This window comes from Micromonospora sp. WMMD980 (genome assembly GCF_029626035.1).
Taxonomy (GTDB): domain Bacteria; phylum Actinomycetota; class Actinomycetes; order Mycobacteriales; family Micromonosporaceae; genus Micromonospora.
In genome coordinates this window covers 2,997,571-3,018,464 of the sequence record NZ_JARUBE010000003.1, presented here as the reverse complement: position 1 = coordinate 3,018,464, position 20,894 = coordinate 2,997,571, and the positions used below count along the sequence as shown (strand labels likewise).

The 20,894-nt window shown below is 74.5% G+C and carries 23 protein-coding genes; 15 read left to right on the top strand and 8 right to left on the bottom strand.

Features of this window, described 5'->3' with window-relative positions; all coding sequences use genetic code 11:
• The first annotated feature begins 146 nt into the window (after window positions 1-146).
• From O7618_RS13960 to O7618_RS13945, 4 genes are all read left to right on the top strand, one after another.
• Window positions 147-581 carry a phage holin family protein gene (locus tag O7618_RS13960; protein ID WP_043325014.1) on the top strand — a complete coding sequence of 145 codons (435 nt, stop codon included), beginning with the start codon at window positions 147-149 and terminating at the stop codon, window positions 579-581.
• A complete protein-coding gene (locus tag O7618_RS13955; RefSeq protein ID WP_278106514.1) occupies window positions 578-931 on the top strand; it encodes a DUF3618 domain-containing protein in 354 nt (117 codons plus the stop codon). Before O7618_RS13960 ends, O7618_RS13955 begins: the two co-directional genes overlap by 4 nt.
• The gene (locus O7618_RS13950; RefSeq protein WP_278106513.1) at window positions 928-1,200 is read left to right on the top strand and encodes a DUF4235 domain-containing protein; all 273 of its coding nucleotides are present in this window, start codon (window positions 928-930) and stop codon (window positions 1,198-1,200) included. The genes O7618_RS13955 and O7618_RS13950 overlap by 4 nt, the downstream gene beginning before the upstream one ends.
• A 288-nt stretch (window positions 1,201-1,488) precedes the next feature.
• Window positions 1,489-1,692 carry a cold-shock protein gene (locus O7618_RS13945; protein WP_030338233.1) on the top strand — a complete coding sequence of 68 codons (204 nt, stop codon included), beginning with the start codon at window positions 1,489-1,491 and terminating at the stop codon, window positions 1,690-1,692.
• Between the two features lie 85 nt (window positions 1,693-1,777).
• On the opposite strand, the gene O7618_RS13940 is transcribed toward O7618_RS13945, so the two are convergent.
• Both O7618_RS13940 and O7618_RS13935 read right to left on the bottom strand, forming a co-directional pair.
• Window positions 1,778-1,966, bottom strand: coding sequence for a hypothetical protein (locus O7618_RS13940; RefSeq protein ID WP_278106512.1), 189 nt, complete (start codon window positions 1,964-1,966; stop codon window positions 1,778-1,780).
• Between the two features lie 73 nt (window positions 1,967-2,039).
• Window positions 2,040-3,023, bottom strand: coding sequence for an aldo/keto reductase (locus O7618_RS13935; RefSeq protein WP_278110005.1), 984 nt, complete (start codon window positions 3,021-3,023; stop codon window positions 2,040-2,042).
• A gap of 86 nt (window positions 3,024-3,109) precedes the next feature.
• On the opposite strand from O7618_RS13935, the gene O7618_RS13930 reads away from it, so the two are divergent.
• Window positions 3,110-3,901 (top strand): trans-aconitate 2-methyltransferase, encoded by a 792-nt coding sequence (locus tag O7618_RS13930; protein ID WP_278106511.1) that lies wholly within the window; start codon window positions 3,110-3,112, stop codon window positions 3,899-3,901.
• Window positions 3,898-4,917: an adenosine deaminase gene (locus tag O7618_RS13925; RefSeq protein WP_278106510.1), complete on the top strand. Its 1,020-nt coding sequence runs from the start codon at window positions 3,898-3,900 to the stop codon at window positions 4,915-4,917. Before O7618_RS13930 ends, O7618_RS13925 begins: the two co-directional genes overlap by 4 nt.
• Window positions 4,918-5,108: 191 nt before the next feature.
• Here O7618_RS13925 and O7618_RS13920 read toward each other — a convergent pair whose 3' ends face one another.
• From O7618_RS13920 to O7618_RS13910, 3 genes are all read right to left on the bottom strand, one after another.
• Window positions 5,109-5,384 (bottom strand): hypothetical protein, encoded by a 276-nt coding sequence (locus O7618_RS13920; protein ID WP_278106509.1) that lies wholly within the window; start codon window positions 5,382-5,384, stop codon window positions 5,109-5,111.
• Window positions 5,385-5,613: 229 nt separating this feature from the next.
• Window positions 5,614-7,002, bottom strand: a complete 1,389-nt coding sequence (locus tag O7618_RS13915; RefSeq protein WP_278106508.1) for a HAMP domain-containing sensor histidine kinase — start codon at window positions 7,000-7,002, stop codon at window positions 5,614-5,616.
• Window positions 7,003-7,031: 29 nt separating this feature from the next.
• Window positions 7,032-7,721, bottom strand: coding sequence for a response regulator transcription factor (locus tag O7618_RS13910; RefSeq protein ID WP_018784999.1), 690 nt, complete (start codon window positions 7,719-7,721; stop codon window positions 7,032-7,034).
• Window positions 7,722-7,794: 73 nt separating this feature from the next.
• Between O7618_RS13910 and O7618_RS13905 the strand changes: the two genes are divergently transcribed.
• Complete coding sequence (locus O7618_RS13905) at window positions 7,795-8,724, top strand: ADP-ribosylglycohydrolase family protein (RefSeq protein ID WP_278106507.1); 930 nt, start codon at window positions 7,795-7,797, stop codon at window positions 8,722-8,724.
• 151 nt (window positions 8,725-8,875) lie between these two features.
• Here the strand turns inward: O7618_RS13905 and O7618_RS13900 are convergent, their stop codons facing one another.
• Window positions 8,876-9,778 carry a DUF1775 domain-containing protein gene (locus O7618_RS13900; protein WP_278106505.1) on the bottom strand — a complete coding sequence of 301 codons (903 nt, stop codon included), beginning with the start codon at window positions 9,776-9,778 and terminating at the stop codon, window positions 8,876-8,878.
• A 199-nt stretch (window positions 9,779-9,977) separates the two neighbouring features.
• On the opposite strand from O7618_RS13900, the gene thrS reads away from it, so the two are divergent.
• A complete protein-coding gene (gene thrS, locus O7618_RS13895) occupies window positions 9,978-11,987 on the top strand; it encodes a threonine--tRNA ligase (RefSeq protein WP_278106504.1) in 2,010 nt (669 codons plus the stop codon).
• 50 nt (window positions 11,988-12,037) lie between these two features.
• Window positions 12,038-12,583, top strand: coding sequence for an HIT domain-containing protein (locus tag O7618_RS13890; protein ID WP_278106503.1), 546 nt, complete (start codon window positions 12,038-12,040; stop codon window positions 12,581-12,583).
• Between the two features lies 1 nt (window position 12,584).
• Here O7618_RS13890 and O7618_RS13885 read toward each other — a convergent pair whose 3' ends face one another.
• Complete coding sequence (locus O7618_RS13885; RefSeq protein ID WP_278106502.1) at window positions 12,585-13,121, bottom strand: hypothetical protein; 537 nt, start codon at window positions 13,119-13,121, stop codon at window positions 12,585-12,587.
• Window positions 13,122-13,202: 81 nt separating this feature from the next.
• Between O7618_RS13885 and O7618_RS13880 the strand changes: the two genes are divergently transcribed.
• Together O7618_RS13880 and O7618_RS13875 are read left to right on the top strand one after the other, a co-directional pair.
• On the top strand, window positions 13,203-13,895 hold the full coding sequence (locus O7618_RS13880) for a hypothetical protein (RefSeq protein ID WP_278106501.1): 693 nt from the start codon (window positions 13,203-13,205) through the stop codon (window positions 13,893-13,895).
• 228 nt (window positions 13,896-14,123) lie between these two features.
• Window positions 14,124-15,182: an aldo/keto reductase gene (locus O7618_RS13875; protein ID WP_278106499.1), complete on the top strand. Its 1,059-nt coding sequence runs from the start codon at window positions 14,124-14,126 to the stop codon at window positions 15,180-15,182.
• Between the two features lie 4 nt (window positions 15,183-15,186).
• On the opposite strand, the gene O7618_RS13870 is transcribed toward O7618_RS13875, so the two are convergent.
• A complete protein-coding gene (locus O7618_RS13870) occupies window positions 15,187-17,343 on the bottom strand; it encodes an elongation factor G-like protein EF-G2 (protein ID WP_278106497.1) in 2,157 nt (718 codons plus the stop codon).
• A gap of 254 nt (window positions 17,344-17,597) precedes the next feature.
• On the opposite strand from O7618_RS13870, the gene pgsA reads away from it, so the two are divergent.
• Genes pgsA through O7618_RS13850 form a run of 4 tightly spaced genes read left to right on the top strand, consistent with a single transcriptional unit; the run spans window position 17,598 to window position 20,856 of the window.
• Window positions 17,598-18,218 (top strand): phosphatidylinositol phosphate synthase, encoded by a 621-nt coding sequence (gene pgsA, locus O7618_RS13865; RefSeq protein ID WP_278106496.1) that lies wholly within the window; start codon window positions 17,598-17,600, stop codon window positions 18,216-18,218.
• On the top strand, window positions 18,215-19,150 hold the full coding sequence (locus O7618_RS13860; RefSeq protein WP_278106495.1) for a phosphatidylinositol mannoside acyltransferase: 936 nt from the start codon (window positions 18,215-18,217) through the stop codon (window positions 19,148-19,150). Before pgsA ends, O7618_RS13860 begins: the two co-directional genes overlap by 4 nt.
• A gap of 9 nt (window positions 19,151-19,159) precedes the next feature.
• Window positions 19,160-20,320 (top strand): glycosyltransferase family 4 protein, encoded by a 1,161-nt coding sequence (locus tag O7618_RS13855; protein WP_278106494.1) that lies wholly within the window; start codon window positions 19,160-19,162, stop codon window positions 20,318-20,320.
• A gap of 32 nt (window positions 20,321-20,352) precedes the next feature.
• Window positions 20,353-20,856, top strand: a complete 504-nt coding sequence (locus tag O7618_RS13850) for a hypothetical protein (protein WP_278110003.1) — start codon at window positions 20,353-20,355, stop codon at window positions 20,854-20,856.
• The last annotated feature ends 38 nt before the right edge of the window (window positions 20,857-20,894 follow it).

Here is a 20,894-nt window from a genome sequence, read left to right as displayed (position 1 = left end):
GTGGGTTTGATCGGCGCGTTCCGGGGGACCTGCTGCGCATGCCCCGGATTCCGGCGGTGCGCGGCCGGCCCGACCGGTCGCTCCGCGCAGGATTGACGGGCGGCGACTCCGGGCATACAGCGCGGTGATGATGAAAGGAGGACAGCATGGCTGACGTCGCGAGTCGCAGCACGTCCCGGACCGGGAACGAGCCGTCCACCGCGGAACTGGTGCAACGGGCCACCGAACAGGTCACCCGCCTGGTGCGGGACGAACTGGCCCTGGCCCGGGCGGAGCTGACCCAGAAGGGCAAGCACGCCGGGATCGGGATCGGTCTGTTCGGCGGTGGCGGGGTGATGGCGCTCTACGGCGCCGGCGCGCTCGTCGCCACCGTGATCCTGCTGCTGGCGCTGGTCATGCCGGCGTGGTTGGCCGCGCTGATCGTGGCGGTGGCGCTGTTCCTGCTCGCCGGGATCCTGGCGCTCGTGGGCAAGAAGCAGGTCAGCCGTGCCGTCCCGCCGGTGCCGGAGGCGGCGGTCCGCAGCGTCCGGGCGGACGTCGACACGGTCACCGCCGCGGTGAAGGACGGGAGGCGGGCATGACCGGCAACGGAGCCGGCAACGGGACCGGGGACGTGGCGGCGCTCCGGGAGGAGATCCGCCGGACCCGGGTGGAACTCGGTGAGACGATGGAGCTGCTGGCGGCCCGGGCCGACCCGAAGGCGCTGATGCGGCACTCCGCCGAGCAGGCGAAGGCGCGGATGCGGGAGCAGGCGGCGACGACCGTGGCCCGGGTGCGCAGCCGGGCGGCCGAGCGGGCCCGGCTGGTCCGGGCGCAGGCGGTGTACGAGCCGGGCGCCCTCGCGCGCGGCCCGTTGCCGTGGGCGGTGGTCGCGGCCGGTGCGGTGGCGACCGTGGTGGTGCTGTTGGTGGTCCGAGGGAGGCGTCGGTGAGCGGCAGGATCGGTAAGGCGGCGTACAAGCCGGTGGGGGTGCTGCTCGGTCTGGCCGCCGGCGCGGTCGCCGGGATGGTTTTCCGACAGGTGTGGAAGCTGGCGGCGGGCGACGACGACGCGCCCAGCGCCACCGACGAGGACCGCCGCTGGGGCGAGGTGCTCGCCGCCGCGGCCCTGCAGGGGGCGATCTTCTCAGCGGTCCGGGCGGCCGTGGACCGGGGTGGCGCGGCCGGCGTGCGCCGGCTGACCGGGCACTGGCCCGACTGATCCGACACGTCGACGGACCCCTTTCCCGCCAGCCGGGGAAGGGGTCTTTCGCACGGCGGAACCGGCCCGCCCGTCGATCATCGGACAACCTTCAGGTCACATGTCGGAGAATTTCGTCCGGTAGGCTGTGCGAAGTTTTTGCGTACGTGGTTTGCTTTCTCACGCTGTTGCGAGACGCGTGGGTTGAGAGACGTTCCCTGCATGGGGGGCCACCTCAGGCGCCGCTGCTCGAAAACGGCCAATCGGCCGCACGGCGTGCTCGGCCGCCAGTTTTAGAAGGAGTTGCACATGGCGCAGGGAACCGTGAAGTGGTTCAACGCTGACAAGGGCTTCGGCTTCATCACCGTCGACGGCGGGGGTGCTGACGTGTTCGTCCACTTCTCGGCCATCCAGACCAGCGGCTACCGCTCGCTGGAGGAGAACCAGCGGGTGGAGTTCGAGATCGCCCAGGGTCAGAAGGGTCCGCAGGCCGAGCAGGTCCGCCCCATCTGAGCTGACAAGGCGCCGGCCGGGCGGGTCGGCGTACGGAGCCCCGCATCCCGCACGGGAGGCGGGGCTTCTCCATGCCCGTCGGGGCTCAGCGGCGGGCCCGCATGCCGTACCAGAGCGTGACGAGTCCGATCAGGACGACCACCGGGCCGATCACCGCCCAGAGCCGCTGGTCGGTCAGCGCGCTGCCCTCGACGTAGCCGAGCCCCAGCACGGTCCAGAGAACACCCAGCACCACGGCCAGCAGCCCCACGGTGAGCCGGAACCAACCCCTCATCGCGCCCCCTCCACCGACGTCCACCCCGGTCCAGCATGCCCGCCCGTCTCCGACGCCGGTGGCGCCGCGCCGGTCACCACCGGTCGTGCACCTGCGGCCGGATCAGCTCGTCGTAGGTGGCCCGCACCGAGGTCAGCTCCACCTCGGTCAGTGGCGGCTGGCCGGCCGCCTCGGCGTTGCGCCGGGCCTGCTCGGCCGAGCGGGCGCCGGGGATCACCACGGTCACGCCCGGCTGGTCGAGGATCCAGCGCAGCGCGAACTGCGCCATGGTGCGGTCGTCGCCGACGAGCGGCGCGAGCCGGCGTACGGCGGCCAGACCGAGGTCGTAGTCGACGCCGGAGAACGTCTCGCCGACGTCGAACGACTCGCCGTGCCGGTTGAACGTGCGGTGGTCGTTCTCCGGGAAGGTGGTGTGCTCGTCGTAGCGGCCGGAGAGCAACCCGCTGGCCAGCGGCACCCGGGCGATGACGCCGACCCCGGCCGCCGCGGCGGCCGGGAGCACCCGCTCCAGCGGCTTGTGCCGCACCGCGTTGAGGATGATCTGCACGCTGGCCACGCCGGGCCGGGCGATGGCGGTGCGGGCCTGCTCGCAGGTCTCCACGCTGACCCCGTAACCGGCGACGCGCTTCTCGGCGACGAGCGTGTCCAGGGCGTCGAAGACCCGGTCGTCGGCGAAGACCGCGGTGGGCGGGCAGTGCAGCTGGACCAGGTCGAGCGTGTCGACGCCGAGGTTGGCCCGGGACCTGTCGGTCCAGGCCCGGAAGTTCTCCAGGGTGTACGCCTCGGGCGTCTGCGGCACCCGGCGGCCCATCTTGGTGGCCACGGTCAGCCCGTGGTCCGGGCGGGACCGCAGGAAGCGGCCGATCAGCTGCTCGCTGCGGCCGTCGCCGTACACGTCCGCGGTGTCCAGGAAGGTGACGCCGGCGTCCACCGCGGCGGCGAGCACGCCGAGCGCCGCGTCCTCGCTGACCTCGCCCCAGTCGGCGCCGAGCTGCCACGCACCGAGTCCGATGATGCCGACGTGCCGGCCGAGCCGGTCGAAGTTGCGCTGTTCCATCCGGTCGAGCCTAGTCAGCGGGTTGCCGTCGCGCCCGTCGGGCCGTACGGTCGTCAACAAGACGTACGTACGGTTTGGAGGCTGTCATGTGGGATCCCGGCACCTACCTGCGCTACGACGACGAGCGTTCCCGGCCCTTCGTCGACCTGCTGGCCCGCGTCGGCGCGAGCCACCCGCGCGCGGTGGTCGACCTCGGCTGCGGCCCCGGCACGCTCACCGCCACGCTCGCCCGGCGCTGGCCCGGCAGCCGGATCACCGGCCTGGACTCCTCGCCCGAGATGATCGCCCGGGCCGACACCCTCGACTCCCCGGTCGACTTCGCGGTCGCCGACCTGCGCGACTGGCGGCCGGCGCCGGAGGTGGACGTGCTCATCGGCAACGCGGTGCTCCAGTGGGTGCCGGAACACCGTGAACTGCTCACCCGCTGGGCCGCGGAGCTGCCGCGCGGGGCGTGGCTGGCGTGCCAGGTGCCGGGCAACTTCGCCGCGCCCTCGCACCGGGCACTGCGCGAGGTGGCCGGGCGGGACCGGTGGCGCGACCGCCTCGCCGGGCTGCTGCGCGAGGCCCCGGTCGACGACCCGGCCGACTACGCCACGCTGCTGACCGGCGCGGGCTGCGCGGTGGACGCCTGGGAGACTACCTACGTGCACCTGCTGCCGGCCGCCGGCCCGGACCACCCGGTGCTGGCCTGGATGGAGGGCACGGCCCTGCGCCCGGTCCACGCCGCGCTGGACACCGCCGGCTGGGCCGCCTTCCGCGCCGAACTGGGGGTGCGGCTCGCCGAGGCGTATCCGGTGCGGCAGGGTCAGGTGTACTTCCCGTTCCGCCGGATCTTCGTGGTGGCCCGCACCGGCGCCCGCGCAGAGGAGAACTCGTGACCGACCTGCCCACCTTCATCGCCGGACTGCCCAAGGTGGAGCTGCACGTGCACCACGTCGGCTCCGCCTCGCCCCGGATCGTCGCCGAGCTGGCCGCCCGGCACGAGGGCCGCAGCCCCGTCCCCGCCGACCCGGAGGCGCTCGCCGACTACTTCGCGTTCCGCGACTTCGCCCACTTCATCGAGGTCTACCTGAGCGTGGTGGACCTGATCCGCGACGCCGACGACGTCTGGCTGCTCACCCACGAGGTGGCCCGCGAGCTGGCCCGCCAGCAGGTCCGCTATGCCGAGCTGACCGTCACGCCCTACTCGCACGTGCACCGGGGCATCCCGGCGCCGGCGTTCTGCGAGGCGATCGAGGACGCGCGCAAGCGGGCCGAGGCCGACTTCGGCATCGCGCTGCGCTGGTGCTTCGACATCCCCGGCGAGGCCGGGCTGCCGGCCGCCGAGCAGACCCTGCGGATCGCGCTCGACGAGCGGCCGGACGGGTTGATCAGCTTCGGCCTGGGCGGCCCCGAGATCGGGGTGCCCCGGCCGCAGTTCAAGCCGTACTTCGACCAGGCCCGTGCCGCCGGTCTGCGCTCGGTGCCGCACGCCGGCGAGACCACCGGCCCGGAGACGATCTGGGACGCGCTGCGCGAGCTGGGCGCCGAGCGGATCGGCCACGGCATCTCCGCCGCGCTCGACGCGGACCTGCTGGCCCACCTGGCCGAGCGCCGGATCCCGCTGGAGGTGTGCCCGACCTCCAACGTGCGCACCCGGGCCGTGGCCAGCCTCGACGAGCACCCGCTGCCGCAGCTGATCGAGGCGGGCGTGCCGGTCAGCATCAACTCCGACGACCCGCCGATGTTCGGCACCACGCTCAACGACGAGTACGCGGTCGCCGCCCGGCTGCTGGGCATCGGCGCGGAGGGGGTGGCCGCGCTGGCCCGGGACGCGGTGGCCGCCGCGTTCCTGGCACCGGCCGAGCAGGCCCGGATCAGCGCCGAGATCGACGCGTACCTGGCGAGCGCCTGACGGGCACGGGCTCACGGCCCTCACGTCGTTCGGTGCGTTCGCCCATGCCGTGCTGGCCGGGCATGGGCTCACGGCCCTCACGTCGTTCGGTGCGTTCGCCCATGCGGTGCTGGCCGGGCATGGGCTCACGGCCCTCACGTCGTTCGGTGCGTTCGCCCATGCCGTGCTGGCTGGGCATGGGCTCACGGCCCTCACGTCGTTCGGTGCGTTCGCCCATGCCGGGCGGGGGCGCTGAGCGGTCGCACGGGCGCCGGCCGCCGGGACAGCCGGGGCGGCCGGCGCCGGGTGGCCAGGAGCACCCCGAGCGCGGCCGGCGCGAGCAGTGCGACGGCGCAACCAGACATGTTCCCGGCGGCGCGGCCCGGGCCGTGCGCGAGCACCGGGTCCTGCCAGACGGCGAGGGTGAGGGCGATGCCGAGGCCGATCACGACGCCCCACCGGAGCAGGCGGCTGACGGTCGGCGTCACCACGGTCACCTCCGCCCGACTCCACGGTGAGAGCGGCGCGCGACGGGAGCGAGGTGTGGGGGGACCGGACTCCCGCCGCGCGCACGGATCCGCCGGCCGGAAGGTGTTACGGGGCGTCCCGGCCGACGGAACTGATGGGTTCTGGGGAAGATCCTGGCATTTCGCGACCCCGTGGCGGGGGTCGTTAAAACACTCCTAAGGAGAACTTGCGCCGCCGCACAGTCACGGGTCAGCGCGGACGCGGCCAGCGCCGCCCGGCGCGCGGCTCGCGGGCCTCCCGCGTCATCCGGCCGACCAGCCCGAACCGGTTGACCGGCCGGGGCGCCGCGTCCGGATCGGCCAGCAGCATCACCACGCTGGCCCCGCCGAGGCGCGCCCGGTCGAGGCTCACCGAACCGTTCGCCTGCAACGCGACCCGCTTGGCGATGTCCAGCCCGAGCCCGGTGGAGCCCTGGTCGCTCTCGCCCCGGCGCAACGCCCGGTCCGGGTTGGCGATGCCCGGCCCGGCGTCGTCGATCCGGATCGCCACCCAGCCGTCGCGGCGGCTCACCGCCACCTCGAACGCGGTGCCCTGCGGGGTGTAGCGGAAGACGTTGCCGATCACCGCGTCCAGCGCGGCCGCCAGCTCGGCGCGCGGCACCGGCGCCGGGATGCGCAACTGCGCCCCGACCACCCGGTGCGGCCGGTTCTGGTCGCCGGCCAGCGCCGACCAGAAGACCATCCGGTCCCGCACCACCTCGCTGACGTCGCAGGACGCCGGCGCGGTCTCCTGGCTGACCGCCTTGCGGGTGGTCTTGATCAGTTGGTCGACCTCGCCCTCCAACGTGACGATGGCCTGCCGGATCCGCCGGATGCCGCGCCGGCGGTCCAGCTCCGCCTCGCTGAACGTGCCGATGCTGGTGTCGTCGGACTCCAGGGCCTCCGCGTCCAGCCGTAGCGCGGTCAGCGGGGTACGCAGCCGGTGCGACAGGTCGGCGACGAGTTCGTGTTCGTCGGCGCGCAGCGCCACCAGCCGTTCCGCCATCCGGTTGAACGCGTGCCCGGCCTCGGCCAGTTCCCGCGGGCCGGCCGGCTCGACCCGTACCCCCAGCTCGCCGTCGCCCACCGCGAGCGCCGCCTTGACCAGGTCGCCGGTGGCGTCCACGGCCCGGGCCGCCACCCGGTCGACCACGACCACCGCGGCGCCGACCAGGGCCAGCGCCACCGCGAGCAGCAGCAGCCACCGCCCACCGCTGCCTTCGTCGAGCACCTCGTCGGGGACGAAGACCTCCACCACGGCCACCCGGTCGCCGAGCACCACCGGGTCGAGCCGCAGCACCCCGCCGTCCACCTCGGTCACCACCGAGCGCCGCTGCGCTGCGGCGTCGTCAATCGCGGAGGAGTCGGCGCGACCGCCCGACTCGTCGGCGCCGATGCCGTGCACGACCGGCCGCAGCGCGGGGTCGTCACCGCTGGCCGCCACCGCCCGCTTGACCACCTCGGCGTCGGTGCTGACCGCCAGCGCACCGGTGACCAGCGCGCCGCGCCGGGCGGCGTCGGCCAGCTTCTCCTCGCGCGACTGGTCGGCCAGGGTGATGCCGAGCGGGATGAGGAAGGCGAGCGCGACCAGGCTGCACATGCCGGCGGTGAGCCAGGCCAGCGCCGGCCTCAGTCCGGCGCCACCAGCCGGAAGCCGACCCCCCGCACGGTGCGCAGGTAGCGTGGTTTCGCCGCGGACTCGCCCATTTTGCGGCGGAGCCAGTACAGGTGAACGTCGATGGTCTGGTCCTCGCCGACCGATGGCTGCCGCCATACCTCCTCCAAGAGTTCCCGCCGGGACACTACCCGGCCGGGACGAGCGGCGAGATACGCCAGCAGGTCGAATTCCTTGCGGGTCAGGGCCAGGGACTCCCCGTCCAGCACCGCGCTGCGCTCGCCCACGTCCACCCGCAGACCGCCGACCGTGTGCACGGCCGGTTGCACGGTACGGCTGGCCCGACCGGCCCGGCGCAGCACGGTGGTGATCCGGGCGTCCAGGTGCGCGCCGGTGAACGGCTTGACCATGTAGTCGTCCGCGCCGGCCCGCAGCAGCCGGACCACCGACTGCTCGTCGTCGCGGGCGGTGGCGATGATGATCGGCACGTCGGTGATGCCGCGCAGCATGCGCAGCGCGTCCGAGCCGTCCAGGTCCGGCAGGCCCAGATCGAGCACCACCAGGTCGGGCGTCTCCGCGGCGACCCGCCGCAGCGCGTCCAGCGCGGTGCCGACGGCGTGCACCGCGTGCCCCCGGTCGGTCAGCGACCGCAGCATGGCGCCACGCACGACGTGGTCGTCTTCGACCAGCAGGACGGTTGCCACGTCAGCACCGTACTCGGCGTGGCAAGTCGATCGCGTTGCGACGGTCCGGGGAACCGGGCAAGCTGGAACGGCGATGACGTTCACCCTCTTTCCCGACACCCGCCTCACGCTCGCCCGCGACGCGCTGGCCGGCCTCTCGGTGGGCGACGCCCTCGGCTCCCAGTTCTTCGTCCCCGGCCGCCACCCCGCCGACCTGGCCGCGGGGCGACTGCCCGCGCCGCCGTGGGAGTGGACCGACGACACCGAGATGGCCTGCTCGGTGGTGGCCGAGCTGGCCTCCGCCGGTCGGATCGACCCCGACCGGTTGGCGCTGGCCTTCGCCGGGCGGTGCGAACCCTACCGGGGCTACGGCCCGGGCGCGGTGACGATCCTGCGGCTGATCCGCACCGGCACGCCCTGGCCGGTGGCGGCCGCGTCGGCCTTCGACGGGCAGGGCTCGTGCGGCAACGGCGCGGCCATGCGCGTCGCCCCGCTCGGCGCCTGGCACGCCGACTCCACCGGGCGCGCCGCCGAGCAGGCCCGCGCCTCGGCCGAGGTGACGCACGCCCATCCGGAGGGCGTCGCCGGCGCGGTGGCGGTCGCGGTGGCCGCCTCGCTGGCCGCCCGCGCCCGGCTCGACGGCCACCGCGCCGAGCCGGCCCGCCTGCTCGGCGCGGTGGCCGGCATGCTCGACCCGGCCGGCGAGGTGCACCGCGGGGTACGCCGGGCCGCCGCGCTGCTCGGCCGCCCGGCCGACGAGGTGGTCGAGGCGGTGGGCAACGGCTCGCGGGTCACCGCGCAGGACACCGTCCCGTTCACGCTCTGGGTCGCCGCCACGCTGCTGCACGACTACCCGGCCGCGATCCGCGCGTGCGTGGAGGCGGGCGGCGACGTGGACACCACGGCGGCGATCGTCGGCGGGATCGTCGCCGCGTTCACCGGCGTCGGCACCCCGGGCGGCGTGCCCGAGGGCTGGCTGACCGCCCGCGAACCGCTGCCCGGCTGGCTCACCGCTTCCGCCTGACCGGTCCGCCTCGCGGCGCGAGCCGCACGAGATCTTGGTACGAAACGGCCCCCTGGGAGCGCATTCCTACCAAGATCTTCGACGTTCTCACTCAGTGGAAGACGGTTCCAGTTACCGGGAGCATGTGGCGTTCGGGGTGGCCGGCCGGCAGTCAGGGGCGTGCGGGGGCGGTGCCGGCGGTGACGGGTTCGCCGGAGGCCGGGGCGCCGGTCGCGGGCACCTGGACGGAGTCGGTGGGCGCGGAGACGGTGGTGGTGGGGGAATCGGCGGTGTCCGGCGGGAGGGTCATGGTGCCGCGCCGGCGGCGGCTGAGCAGCCAACCGATCGCCGCCCCGCCGGCCAGGCCGGCGAGCAGGCCGCCACCGAGCAGCAGATCGGCGCTCGGTCCGTCGTCGACCGCCGGCGCTCCGGCGGAGTTCCCGGCCGGCGCCGTGCCACCCGGGGCGCCGCCCACCGCGCCGTGGCCGCCGTGACCCCCGGCGCCCGCACCGGCGTCGCCGCCGTGCGAGGCGGTGCCCGGCAGCGGCGGCAGCAACGGCACCGCCGGCGCCGGGTGCGCGCCACCGGCCGGGTCCGTCCAGCGGACCACCGTGCCGTCGGCGTACGTCTGCACCACGGTGAAGGTGAGCAGGTCGGTGGCGGGCATCGGACCCATGCCCAGCGGCAGCCGGGCCGCGCCGGTGCCGGCGCCGGGCGCCCGTAGCCAGGTCACGGCTTCGGTCACCTGGTTCAGTTCGGAGGTGTGGATGCCCGCCACCGGCTGATCCAGGTCACGGGTGGTGATGGTCGGCCCCCAGTCCGGCACGGACAGCGGGTAGACCTCCCCGATCGGGGCGTCCGGCGGCATGGTCAGCTCGATCTTCGTGGTCCGGGTACCGGGTCGATCCGCGGGCACCACCACGGACAGTTCGATCGCGTCGCCCTGGTGCACCTCACCGGGGGAGGTCGTGACGGTCACGCCGGCGGCGCTGGCCGGGCCCGGCCAAGCCACCGCTCCGGCGAGCGCGGCGGCCAGCAGCGCCGCCGCCCACCTGCCCTGACGGGTCATCCTCATCGTCGTCCCCATCCTTCTCGAGCGGGGTCGGTACCGGCTCCGGCCCCATCTGGTAGTTCGGACCGGACGGTCGAAAGGTTCAACAGGGCGGGGAACTCGTGACCGGTGGGCCGCGTCGCCGACGGCTCGGATCCGGGCGACCGATACCATCGCAGGGCCGGTCACCGGCAGATCCGTACCGTCGACGTCAGGAGTCACCGTGTCCGCACCCCGTATCCCCGTCGTGGCCGACCCCGTCGTCGTCGCCGCCGGGACCACGGCGGCCGACGCGGTGGCCGCGGCCGGCCTGCCCACGAGCGGGCCGAAGGCCGTCGTGGTGGTCCGCGACCCGCAGGGCAAGCTGCGCGACCTCGACTGGAAGCCGGCCGAGGAGACCTCGGTCGAGCCGGTGCCGCTGGACAGCCCGGCCGGTCTGGAGGTGCTGCGGCACTCCACCGCGCACGTGCTCGCCCAGGCCGTGCAGGACGTCTTCCCGGAGGCGAAGCTCGGCATCGGCCCGCCGATCGAGAACGGCTTCTACTACGACTTCGGCGTGGACAAGCCGTTCCAGCCGGAGGACCTGGCGAAGCTCGAGAAGCGGATGCAGGAGATCGTCAAGTCCGGCCAGCGGTTCCGCCGGCGCCGCTTCGCCAGCCTCGACGAGGCCCGGGGAGAGTTGGCCGCCGAGCCGTTCAAGCTGGAGCTGATCGAGGTCAAGGGCGAAGGGCTCGACTCCTCCGAGGTGATGGAGGTGGGCGGCGGCGAGCTGACCATCTACGACAACCTCGCCGCGAACGAGGACAAGGTCTGCTGGTCGGACCTGTGCCGGGGCCCGCACCTGCCGAACACCCGGCTGATCGGCGCGTTCAAGCTGATGCGCTCCGCCGCCGCCTACTGGCGCGGGTCGGAGAAGAACCCGCAGCTCCAGCGCGTCTACGGCACCGCCTGGCCGACCCGCGACGAGCTGAAGGCGTACCTGCGGTTGTTGGAGGAGGCCGCCCGGCGCGACCACCGCAAGCTCGGCACCGACCTCGACCTGTTCAGCTTCCCCGACGAGATCGGCTCCGGCCTGCCCGTCTTCCACCCCAAGGGTGGCGTGCTCAAGCGGGTGATGGAGGACTACGTCCGCACCCGCCACATCGAGGAGGGCTTCCAGTACGTCGGGACGCCGCACATCTCCAAGGAGGGTCTCTTCCACACGTCGGGCCACCTGCCCTACTACGCCGACGGCATGTATCCGCCCATGGAGTTGGAGGGCGCGGACTACTACCTCAAGGCGATGAACTGCCCGATGCACAACCTGATCTACCGCTCGCGCGGGCGGTCCTACCGCGAGCTGCCGATGCGGCTGTTCGAATTCGGGTCGGTCTACCGGTATGAGAAGTCGGGCGTGGTGCACGGGCTGACCCGGGTGCGCGGCCTGACCCAGGACGACTCGCACTCCTACTGCACCCGGGAGCAGGCGCCGGCCGAGATCAAGCACCTGCTCGGCTTCGTGTTGAGCCTGCTGAAGGACTTCGGCATCGACGACTTCTACCTGGAGTTGTCGACGCGCGACGAGGCCCGGCTGGACAAGTTCGTGGGGTCCGACGAGGACTGGGCGACGGCGACCGCGGTGCTGGAGCAGTGCGCCCGGGAGACCGGCCTGGACCTGGTGCCGGACCCGGGCGGCGCGGCCTTCTACGGCCCGAAGATCTCCGTGCAGGCCAAGGACGCCATCGGCCGCACCTGGCAGCTCTCGACCATCCAGTACGACTTCAACCAGCCGAAGGGCTTCGGGCTGGAGTACCAGGCGGCCGACGGCACCCGGCAGCAGCCGGTGATGATCCACTGCGCGAAGTTCGGCTCGATCGAGCGGTTCATCGGCGTGCTCACCGAGCACTACGCGGGCGCGTTCCCGGCCTGGCTCGCCCCGGTGCAGGTGGTCGGCATCCCGATCCGCGACGACCACGCCGACTACCTCCAGGACTTCGTCACCACCCTGCGCCGCAACGGGGTCCGGGCCGACGTCGACATGGGCGACGACCGGATGCAGAAGAAGATCCGCAACGCCCAGCAGCAGAAGATCCCGTTCATGGTGATCGCCGGGGACGACGACGTGGCCGCCGGCACGGTCTCCTTCCGCTACCGGGACGGGTCGCAGCGCAACGGCGTGCCAGTCGACGAGGCGGTGGCGCACGTCCGCGAGGTGGTCGAGTCCCGCACCAACGGGGGCCCCTCCGCCGCCTGAGCGCCGGCGCGGTTCGGCGGGCGGGGGGCGCGGATCGTAGGATCGCCGGTGTGACAGGGGTGGAGCGGCACGCGGACAGTGGTCTGGCGGACGGGCTGGAGCGGCTCTGGACGCCGCACCGGATGACCTACATCTCCGGCGCGGACCGGCCCGAGGGCGGCTACGAGAAGCCGACCGGCTGCCCGTTCTGCCTGGCCCCCGGCCGCCCGGCGGAGGAGAGCCTGGTGGTCGCCCGCGGCGAGCACGTGTTCGCGGTGCTCAACCTCTACCCCTACAACCCCGGGCACCTGCTGGTCTGCCCCTACCGGCACGTGGCCGACTACACCGAGCTGGACGCGCCGGAGACGGCCGAGCTGGCCACGTTCACCAAGGCCGCCATGCGGGTGGTCCGGCAGGTGTCCAGCGCGCACGGGTTCAACCTGGGCATGAACCAGGGCGGCGTGGCCGGCGCGGGCATCGCCGCGCACCTGCACCAGCACGTGGTGCCGCGCTGGGGCGGCGACGCCAACTTCATGCCGGTGATCGGGCGCACCAAGGTGCTGCCGCAGTTGCTCACCGACACCCGTGACCTGTTCGCCAAGGTGTGGCCGGCCTGACTCAGCGCAGCCGGCCCCGCACCCGGGCGAGCCGGCGGCGGGCGCCGGTGGCGGTCCGCTGGGCGGCCGCGGCCCGGTCGGCGGCGAGTTCCGCGCGGACCGCGAGCTGACGCAGCCGCCGCTGCACCATCCGGTCGCCGTGCCGGGCGATCCACAGGCACACCCCGGCCAACGGCAGCTCGACCAGCGCCGCCAGCACGATCGACACCACCAGGTCGGGGCCGGGCGGCGTGGTGGTCACGTCGAACCAGGCGTCCACCGCGAGCATGGTCGCGGTGGCGGCGGCCGCGAGCACCACCTGCCGGTTTCCCCGGTACGCGTGCCAGGCGGTCAGCCCGAGCAACGCCACCAGACCGAGGTCGAAGCCGACCCAGGCGGCCCGGTAGTGCACGGTCACCTGGTGCCGGGGCAGGGTGAACGCCAGGTATCCGATCCAGGGCAGGGTGAGCACGGCCAGCGCCACGAACGTGGGCGCCACCCAGCGCGGCGCCGGGCGTACCCGGGCCGCCTGGTCGACCTGTTCCACCGACGTCTCCATCCGCGCCTCCGGCCCCGGTGGTGCCCCCGCCACCGGGTTCGGCAAACCCGACGGCCACCCTCCGACAGTACGATCTTGCGCATGGCCCTGCTGCATCGCGCGGAACTGCGCCCCTCGAAGCTGGAACTGCTCGTGCCCTGGCTGCCCGGCCAGCCCTGGTTCGCGGGGGAGGTGGGTGCGGCGGTCAGCCGGGTGGCGGCCTACCGGTTCGACGATCCGGCCGGTGAGGTCGGCATCGAGACGCTGCTCGTGCGGGCCGGGAACGGTCCGGTGCTGCAGGTGCCGCTGACCTACCGGGGCGCGCCGCTGGCCGGCGCGGACCGTTTCCTGGTCGGCGTCGTGGAGCACTCGGTGCTCGGGCGCCGCTGGGTGTACGACGCCGCCGGTGATCCGGTCTACCCGCCGGCGCTGGCCGCCGCGGTGCTGGCCGACGCCGGCCAGGCGGAGGAGTACTTCGAGGTCGACGGCGAGCGGCAGGTGCGTGAGCCGACCATGACGGTGGCGGGCAGCCGCACCGACCGGGCGCTGCCGGCCGGCCCGGCCGACGAGGTGGTGGACGGCGACCCGACGCTGATCCGGGCCGGCGGCGTCGAGCTGGCCCTGGTCCGTCGCCCCGTCGCGGCGATGCCGTCCGAGGTCGGGGCGGCGTCGGCCGGCGCCCCGCCGGTGGGTGGCGGTCGCCGCGCGGGGACGGCGGATCTCCCGGAGGTGGGCCGGCTCACCGGCGCGTGGCCGGGGCAGGACGTCGAGGTGCTCCTGGCCTTCGCCCGCTGAGGTCCGGGTGCTGCCGGCGCGGGCCGGCCGAGGGGTCGGCGTGTCGGCGTGTCGCCGGCCGGGCGGCACATCGCTGCGGAGCGACATGACCAGGAGTCATAATTATGACTCTGCGCATACCGCTCTTACCTCGACAGCCGCCCACCTCTATCACGGAGAGTGATGACAGAGGGGGGCGCGGGGTGACGAATTCGCCCACCGCAGCCGCGGAGGTGACAGGATTCGGCGATGGCAGTCAGCACGCGGTCGCTGGGCCGCAGCGGCATCGAGGTGAGCGCCCTCGGCATGGGGTGCTGGGCGATCGGCGGCCCGTGGGCCGAGGGCGCCCGTCCCCTCGGGTGGGGGGCGGTCGACGACGAGGAGTCGGTGCGGGCGGTCCGCCGCGCGCTCGACCTCGGGGTGACGCTCTTCGACACCGCCGACACCTACGGGGCCGGGCACGGTGAGCGGGTGCTGGGGCGGGCGCTCGCGGGCCGGCGCGACGAGGCGGTGGTCGCCACCAAGTGGGGCTACACGTTCGACGAGCGCAGCCGGCAGGCCACCGGGGAGAACGCGTCGCCGCAATACCTGCGCCGGGCGGTGGCCGACTCGCTGCGCCGGCTGGACACCGACCGGATCGACCTCTACCAGCTGCACCTGGGCGACCTGCCGCTGCCCCGGGTCGAGGCGTTGATCGGCACGCTCGACGAGTTGGTCGCCGACGGCCTGATCCGGGCCTACGGGTGGAGCACCGACCGGGCCGACCGGGCCGCCGCGTTCGCCCAGGTCGCCCGCGGCGCCGCCGCCGTGCAGCACACGCTGTCGGTGCTCCGGGACGCCCCGGCCATGCTGGCCGCCTGCGACAAGCACGACCTGGCCAGCCTCGCCCGAGGGCCGCTCGGGATGGGGCTGCTCACCGGCAAGTACCGGCCGGAGTCGACGCTGCCCCGCGACGACGTGCGCGGTCTCGGGTCGACCTGGCTGGAGTGGTTCCGCAGCGGCCGCCCGGCCCCGGAGTGGTTGCGCCGGGCGGCCGCGGTGCGGGGCGCGCTCACCGCCGACGGGCGCACGCCGGCGCAGGGCGCGCTCGGCTGGATCTGGACGCGCAGCGACCGGGCGGTGCCGATCCCCGGCGCCCGCACGGTCGCCCAGGTCGAGGAGAACGCCGCCGCGCTGGCCCGGGGCCCGCTCGCACCGGACCACTTCGCCGAGGTGGAGCGGCAGCTCGCGGCCGTACGCTCGGCCGCCCGCCGGGACGCCGACCGCCCGCACTGGCCGATGCCCCCGGTCCCCGCAGTCCGCCCCTGACAGTTCAGGGGTGGGTGGTGGCCTCCTTGCGGACCTGGTCGGCCAGGTGCGCGGGCATGGGGTCGTGGCGGGCGAACTCGCGGCGGAACGTGCCGGTGCCGGCGGTCATCGCGCGCAGCTCGACCGCGTACCGCAGCAGTTCGGTGGCGGGCACCTCGGCGCGGACCAGGGTGCGGCCCTCGGCCTCCGGGTCCGGCTCGGTGCCGAGGACCCGGCCGCGCCGGCCGGACAGGTCACCCATGATCGCGCCGACCGAGGAATCGGCCACCCGTACGGTGATCTCGTCGACCGGTTCGAGCAGCGTCGGCTGGCCCTTCTCGGCGGCGTCGCGCAGGGCCAGCGCCCCGGCGGTCTGGAACGCGGCGTCGGACGAGTCGACGCTGTGTGCCTTGCCGTCGACGAGCGTCACCCGCAGGTCCACCACCGGGTGGCCGGCGACCAGGCCGCGCTCCATCTGCGCCCGGACGCCCTTCTCGACCGACGGGATGTAGTTGTGCGGGACCGCGCCGCCGACCACCCGGTCGACGAACTCGAAGCCGGCCCCCCGGGGCAGCGGCTCCACCTCGATGTCGCAGACCGCGTACTGGCCGTGGCCGCCGGACTGCTTGACGTGCCGGCCGTGCCCCCGGGCGGCCGCGGTGAACGTCTCGCGCAGCGACACCCGGACCGGTTCGGTGTCCAGCTCGACCCCGCCGCCACGCAGCCGGTCGAGCACCACGTCGGCGTGCGCCTCGCCCATGCACCAGAGCACCAGCTGGTGGGTCTCCGCGTTGCGCTCCAGCCGCAGCGTCGGATCGCCGGCGACCAGCCGGGACAGGTTGCGGGCCAGCGCGTCCTCGTCGGCCCGGCTGCGGGCCACGATCGCCACCGGCAGCAGCGGCTCCGGCATCCCCCAGGGCGCGATCAGCAGCGGCTCGTCCTTGGCGGAGATGGTGTCCCCGGTCTCCGCGCTGCCCGACTTGGTGACCGCGCAGAGGTCGCCGGCCACGCACGCCGACACCTCCCGCAGCGTCGCGCCGAGCGGCGTGTAGACGTGCCCGACCCGCTCGTCGGCGTCGTGGTCGGGGTGGCCGCGCTCGGCCAGGCCGTGACCGGACACGTGGATCACCTGGTCGGGGCGGAGCGTGCCGGAGAAGACCCGCACCAGCGAGACCCGCCCGACGTGCCGGTCCACCGTCGTCTTGACCACCTCGGCGACCAGCGGGCCGTCCGGGTCGCAGGTCAGCGGTGGGCGGGGCGAGCCGTCCAGGCCGGTGACCGCCGGCAGCTCGTGCTCCAGCGGCGACGGGAACGCCGCGACCAGGCCGTCCAGCAGCGCGTCCAGGCCGACGCCGGTCTCCGCGCACACCGGCACCACCGGATAGAAGTGGCCGCGCGCCACCGCCGTCTCCAGGTCGGTGACGAGCACCTCGGGGTCGATCTCCTCGCCGCCGAGGTAGCGGTCCATCAGGGTCTCGTCCTCGCTCTCCGCGATGATCCCCTCGATCAGTTCGTCGCGGCTCTCCCGGATGGCCGGCAGGTGCTGCGGGTCCGGCTCCCGCACCGCCGCCGGCAGCCCGGCCGAGTAGTCGAACACGCGACGGGTGATCAGGCCCATCAGGCCGGCCACCGACTCGCCGTCGTCGCCGAGCATGGGCAGGTAGAGCGGCAGCACGTTGTCGCCGAAGACGCGTTGGCAGAGCGCCACCGCCTCGTCGAAGTCGGCGCGCGGGTGGTCCAGCCGGGAGACCGCCACCGCGCGCGGCATGTCGACCGCGGCGCACTCCTCCCAGAGGGCGGCGGTGGCGGCGTCCATCCCGTCGACCGCCGAGACGACGAACAGCGCCGCGTCGGCGGCGCGCAGCCCGGCGCGCAGCTCGCCGACGAAGTCGCCGTAGCCGGGCGTGTCCAAGAGGTTGACCTTCACGTCGCGGTGGACCAGCGGGGCGCAGGCCAGGCTCACCGAGCGCTGCTGGCGCACGGCCGCCGGGTCGTGGTCGCAGACCGTGGTGCCCTCGGTGACCGACCCGGCCCGGCCGATCGTGCCGCTCGCCGCGAGCAGCGCCTCGACGAGTGTGGTCTTGCCGGCGCCGGAGTGCCCGACGAGCACCACGTTGCGAACCCCGCCGGGCTCGGTCACCACCGGCGCGCCGGTGACACCCTTCTCGTTCTTCTGCGCCATCGCGGCGCACCTCCCTCAACCGGTGGTGGTGGCGACCGCCGCGGGCGACGGGGGAGCGGGCCCCGGTGGGGCGCCGCGGCGATATCTTCCGGTGGACTCCTGCGGGACGGGCACGCCGACCGGTGTTCCGGTGAAGTGGCTCACCTCCCACGGTTCGATCTCACACCCGAGCCGGTGCCGGCACAAGGCTTGTCGGGCGGGTCGTCCGCCCGGCTGTGTCCCCGGCCGCTGCCGGCCGTTATCGTGGGACCGCCATGGCGAAGATCTTCCAAGTGACGGCCCGGGCGGGCATGACCCGCGTCGTGGAGCCGATCGCGCGCGGGTTGCTCCGCGCGGGTGTGTCCCCCAACGCGGTCACCGTGACCGGCACGGTCGGCGTGCTCGTCGGCGCGCTCGGCTTCGGCGCGCGTGGCCATCTGGTCGCCGGCGCGCTGATCGTCACGGTCTTCGCCCTCACCGACCTGCTCGACGGCACGATGGCGCGGATGAGCGGCGGCTCCACCCGGTTCGGGGCGTTCCTCGACTCGAGCATGGACCGGGTCGCCGACAGCGCGGTGTTCGGCGCGGTCGCCTTCTGGCTGGCCACCGAGCACCAATACTCCGGCGTGGCCGCCGCGCTGCTCTGCCTGGCCGCCGGCGGCCTGGTCTCCTACGTCAAGGCCCGGGCCGAGGGGCTCGGCATGACCTGCAACGTGGGCATCGCCGAGCGCACCGAGCGGCTGCTCATCGTCGGTGTCGGCGGTGTGCTCACCGGCCTCGGCCTGGAACGGGCCCTGGAGGTCGCGCTCTGGCTGCTGGCCGCCGTCTCGATCTTCACGGTGGGGCAGCGGATGGCGCACGTCTACCGGCAGGCCCAGCGGGTCGGCGTCGAGTGAACCTCACCGAGGCGGGCTTCGTCGCGGGTTGGCGGCTGGTCCGGGCGCTGCCCCGGCCCGTCGCGGCCGCGGCCTTCCGGGCGGGCGCCGACCGCGCCCACCGCCGGGACGGCGGGGGTACCCGTCGACTGCGCGCCAACCTGCGCCGGGTGGTCGGCCCGGAGCTGCCCGAGGCGGAGCTGGACGCGCTGGTCCGCGCCGGCCTGCGTTCGTACGCCCGGTACTGGCTGGAGGCGTTCCGGCTGCCCGGCCTGAGCCGGAGGGAGATCCTCGCCGGGTTCCGGCTCGACGGCGCGGAGAAGCTCGCCGCGGACGTGGCGGCCGGGCGCGGGGCCGTGGTGGCGCTGCCGCACGCCGGCAACTGGGACGCCGCCGGCGCCTGGGTGGCGGCCACCGGCTGGCCGATGACCACGGTCGCCGAGCGGCTCAAGCCGGAGGGCGTCTACGAGCGGTTCGTCGCGTTCCGGGAGGGGCTGGGGATGGAGATCCTGCCCACCCACGGCGGCCCCCGTCCCGCGTTCGACGTGCTGGTGGACCGGCTGCGCGCCGGCGCCGTGGTGCCCCTGCTCGCCGACCGGGACCTCTCCGCCCGGGGCGTGGAGGTGGACTTCTTCGGTGGCCGCACCCGGATGCCGGCCGGCCCCGCGCTGCTCGCGCTGCGCACCGGCGCCCCGCTCTACGTGGCCTCGATGTGGTACGAGCCGGACGCCGCCTGCGCCTCGATCGACGGCCCGCTGGAACTGCCGGCGGAGGACAGCGCCCCGCTGGACGCCCGGGTCCGGGTGGTGACCCAGCGGATTGCCGACGGCCTGGCGGCGGGCATCGCCCGGCATCCGCAAGACTGGCACATGTTGCAGCGGATGTGGCTGGACCAGGGGTCGGGCGGGGCGCCGACGTCGGCGCAGCCACCGGCCACCACCGGGACGGTCTAGGGGGACGCCATGCGGATCGGCATCGTGTGCCCGTACTCCTTCGACGTCCCGGGCGGGGTGCAGAACCACGTCATGGACCTCGCCGAGGCGCTGCTCGGCCTCGGTCACGAGGTGAGCGTGCTGGCCCCGGCGGACGAGGACTCGGCGCTGCCGCCGTACGTGGTGTCGGCGGGGCGGGCGGTGCCGCTGCCCTACAACGGGTCGGTGGCCCGGATCGCGTTCGGCCCGGTGTCCACCGCCCGGGTCCGCCGGTGGATCAACCGCGGCGACTTCGACGTGCTGCACGTGCACGAGCCGCTCACCCCGAGCCTGTCGATGCTGGCGGTGCTCTGCGCCCGCGGCCCGGTGGTGGCCACGTTCCACACCGCGATGACCCGCTCCCGGGTGCTCTCCGCGGCGCAGGGGGTGCTGCAGATCCTCCTCGAACGGATCACCGCCCGGATCGCGGTCAGCGCGCTGGCCCGCAAGGTGCAGGTCGAGCACATGGACGGCGGCGCCGTGGAGATCCCCAACGGGGTCGCGGTGGCGAAGTTCGCCGGGGTGGCGCCGCTGCCCGGCTGGCCGGGGGAGTGCGCGCCGGGCGGCGGCGGCACGCTGGGCTTCCTGGGCCGGTTCACCGAACCCCGCAAGGGCTTCCCGATCTTGCGCGACGCGTTCGTCGCGCTCGCCCCGCACCGCCCCGGGCTGCGCCTGCTGGTGGCCGGCCCGGGCGACGCCGACGAGCTGTTCGGCCGGTTCCCGGCCGACCTGCGCGACCGGGTCACGTTCCTCGGCCTGGTCTCCGAGGCGGACAAAGCGCGCATGCTGCGCAGTGTGCACCTCTACGTCGCGCCGAACACCGGCGGGGAGTCGTTCGGGATGATCCTCACCGAGGCGCTCGCCGCCGGCACCACCGTGGTCGCCAGCGACCTGGACGCGTTCCGTCGGGTGCTCGACGGCGGGCGGGCCGGGCGGCTCTTCCCGACCGGGGACGCGGTCGCGCTGCGCGAGGTGCTGACCGAGCTGCTCGACGACGCCGGCCAGCGGGCCGGACTGACCGCCGCCGGCGACCAGGTGGTGGCGAATTTCGACTGGCCCGTGGTTGCCCGGCGCGTTCTGGAGGTATACGCAGCCGCGATCGAGGCCACCGACGGCCGGGTCATGGACCAGGAATGGGCGGGGCTGGGCTGACCAGGCCGGCCGGGATGAGGAGCAGCACTACGATGCCGGGCATGTGGTGGGTGGTGGGCGCGGCGCTGGTGCTCGGGCTGGTCTCGGCGTACCTGATCTGGACCGCCGGCCGGGTGCAGCGGCTCCAGGTCCGTGCGGAGTCGGCGGCCCGGGCGCTCGACGCCCACCTGCTGCGCCGCGCGGCCGCCGCCGCGGTGCTGGCCGAGCAGCGGTACGGCGTGGAGCTGTACGCCGCGGCCCGGATCGCGCTGGACGCCGTCCCGGAGGAGCGTGAGGCGGCCGAGAACGACCTGACCCGCCAGTTGCGGGGGGTGCGGCTGGATCCGGACGATCCGGCCTGCGGGGCGGTGATCGCGGCCAGCCGGCGGTTGGCGCTGGCCCGGCAGGTGCACACCGACCTGGTGCGGGACGCCCGTTCGGCGCGCGGGCGACCGGTGGTACGCCTGTTCCGGATGGGGCGCGGGCGGGAGTGGCCCCGTTACTTCGACGTCGACGACCCGACGTTGGCCCCGCGCGCGGACGTCGCCACCGGCTGACGCCGCGGTCGGCGGCCGCCCTGGGTGGGCGTGACGGC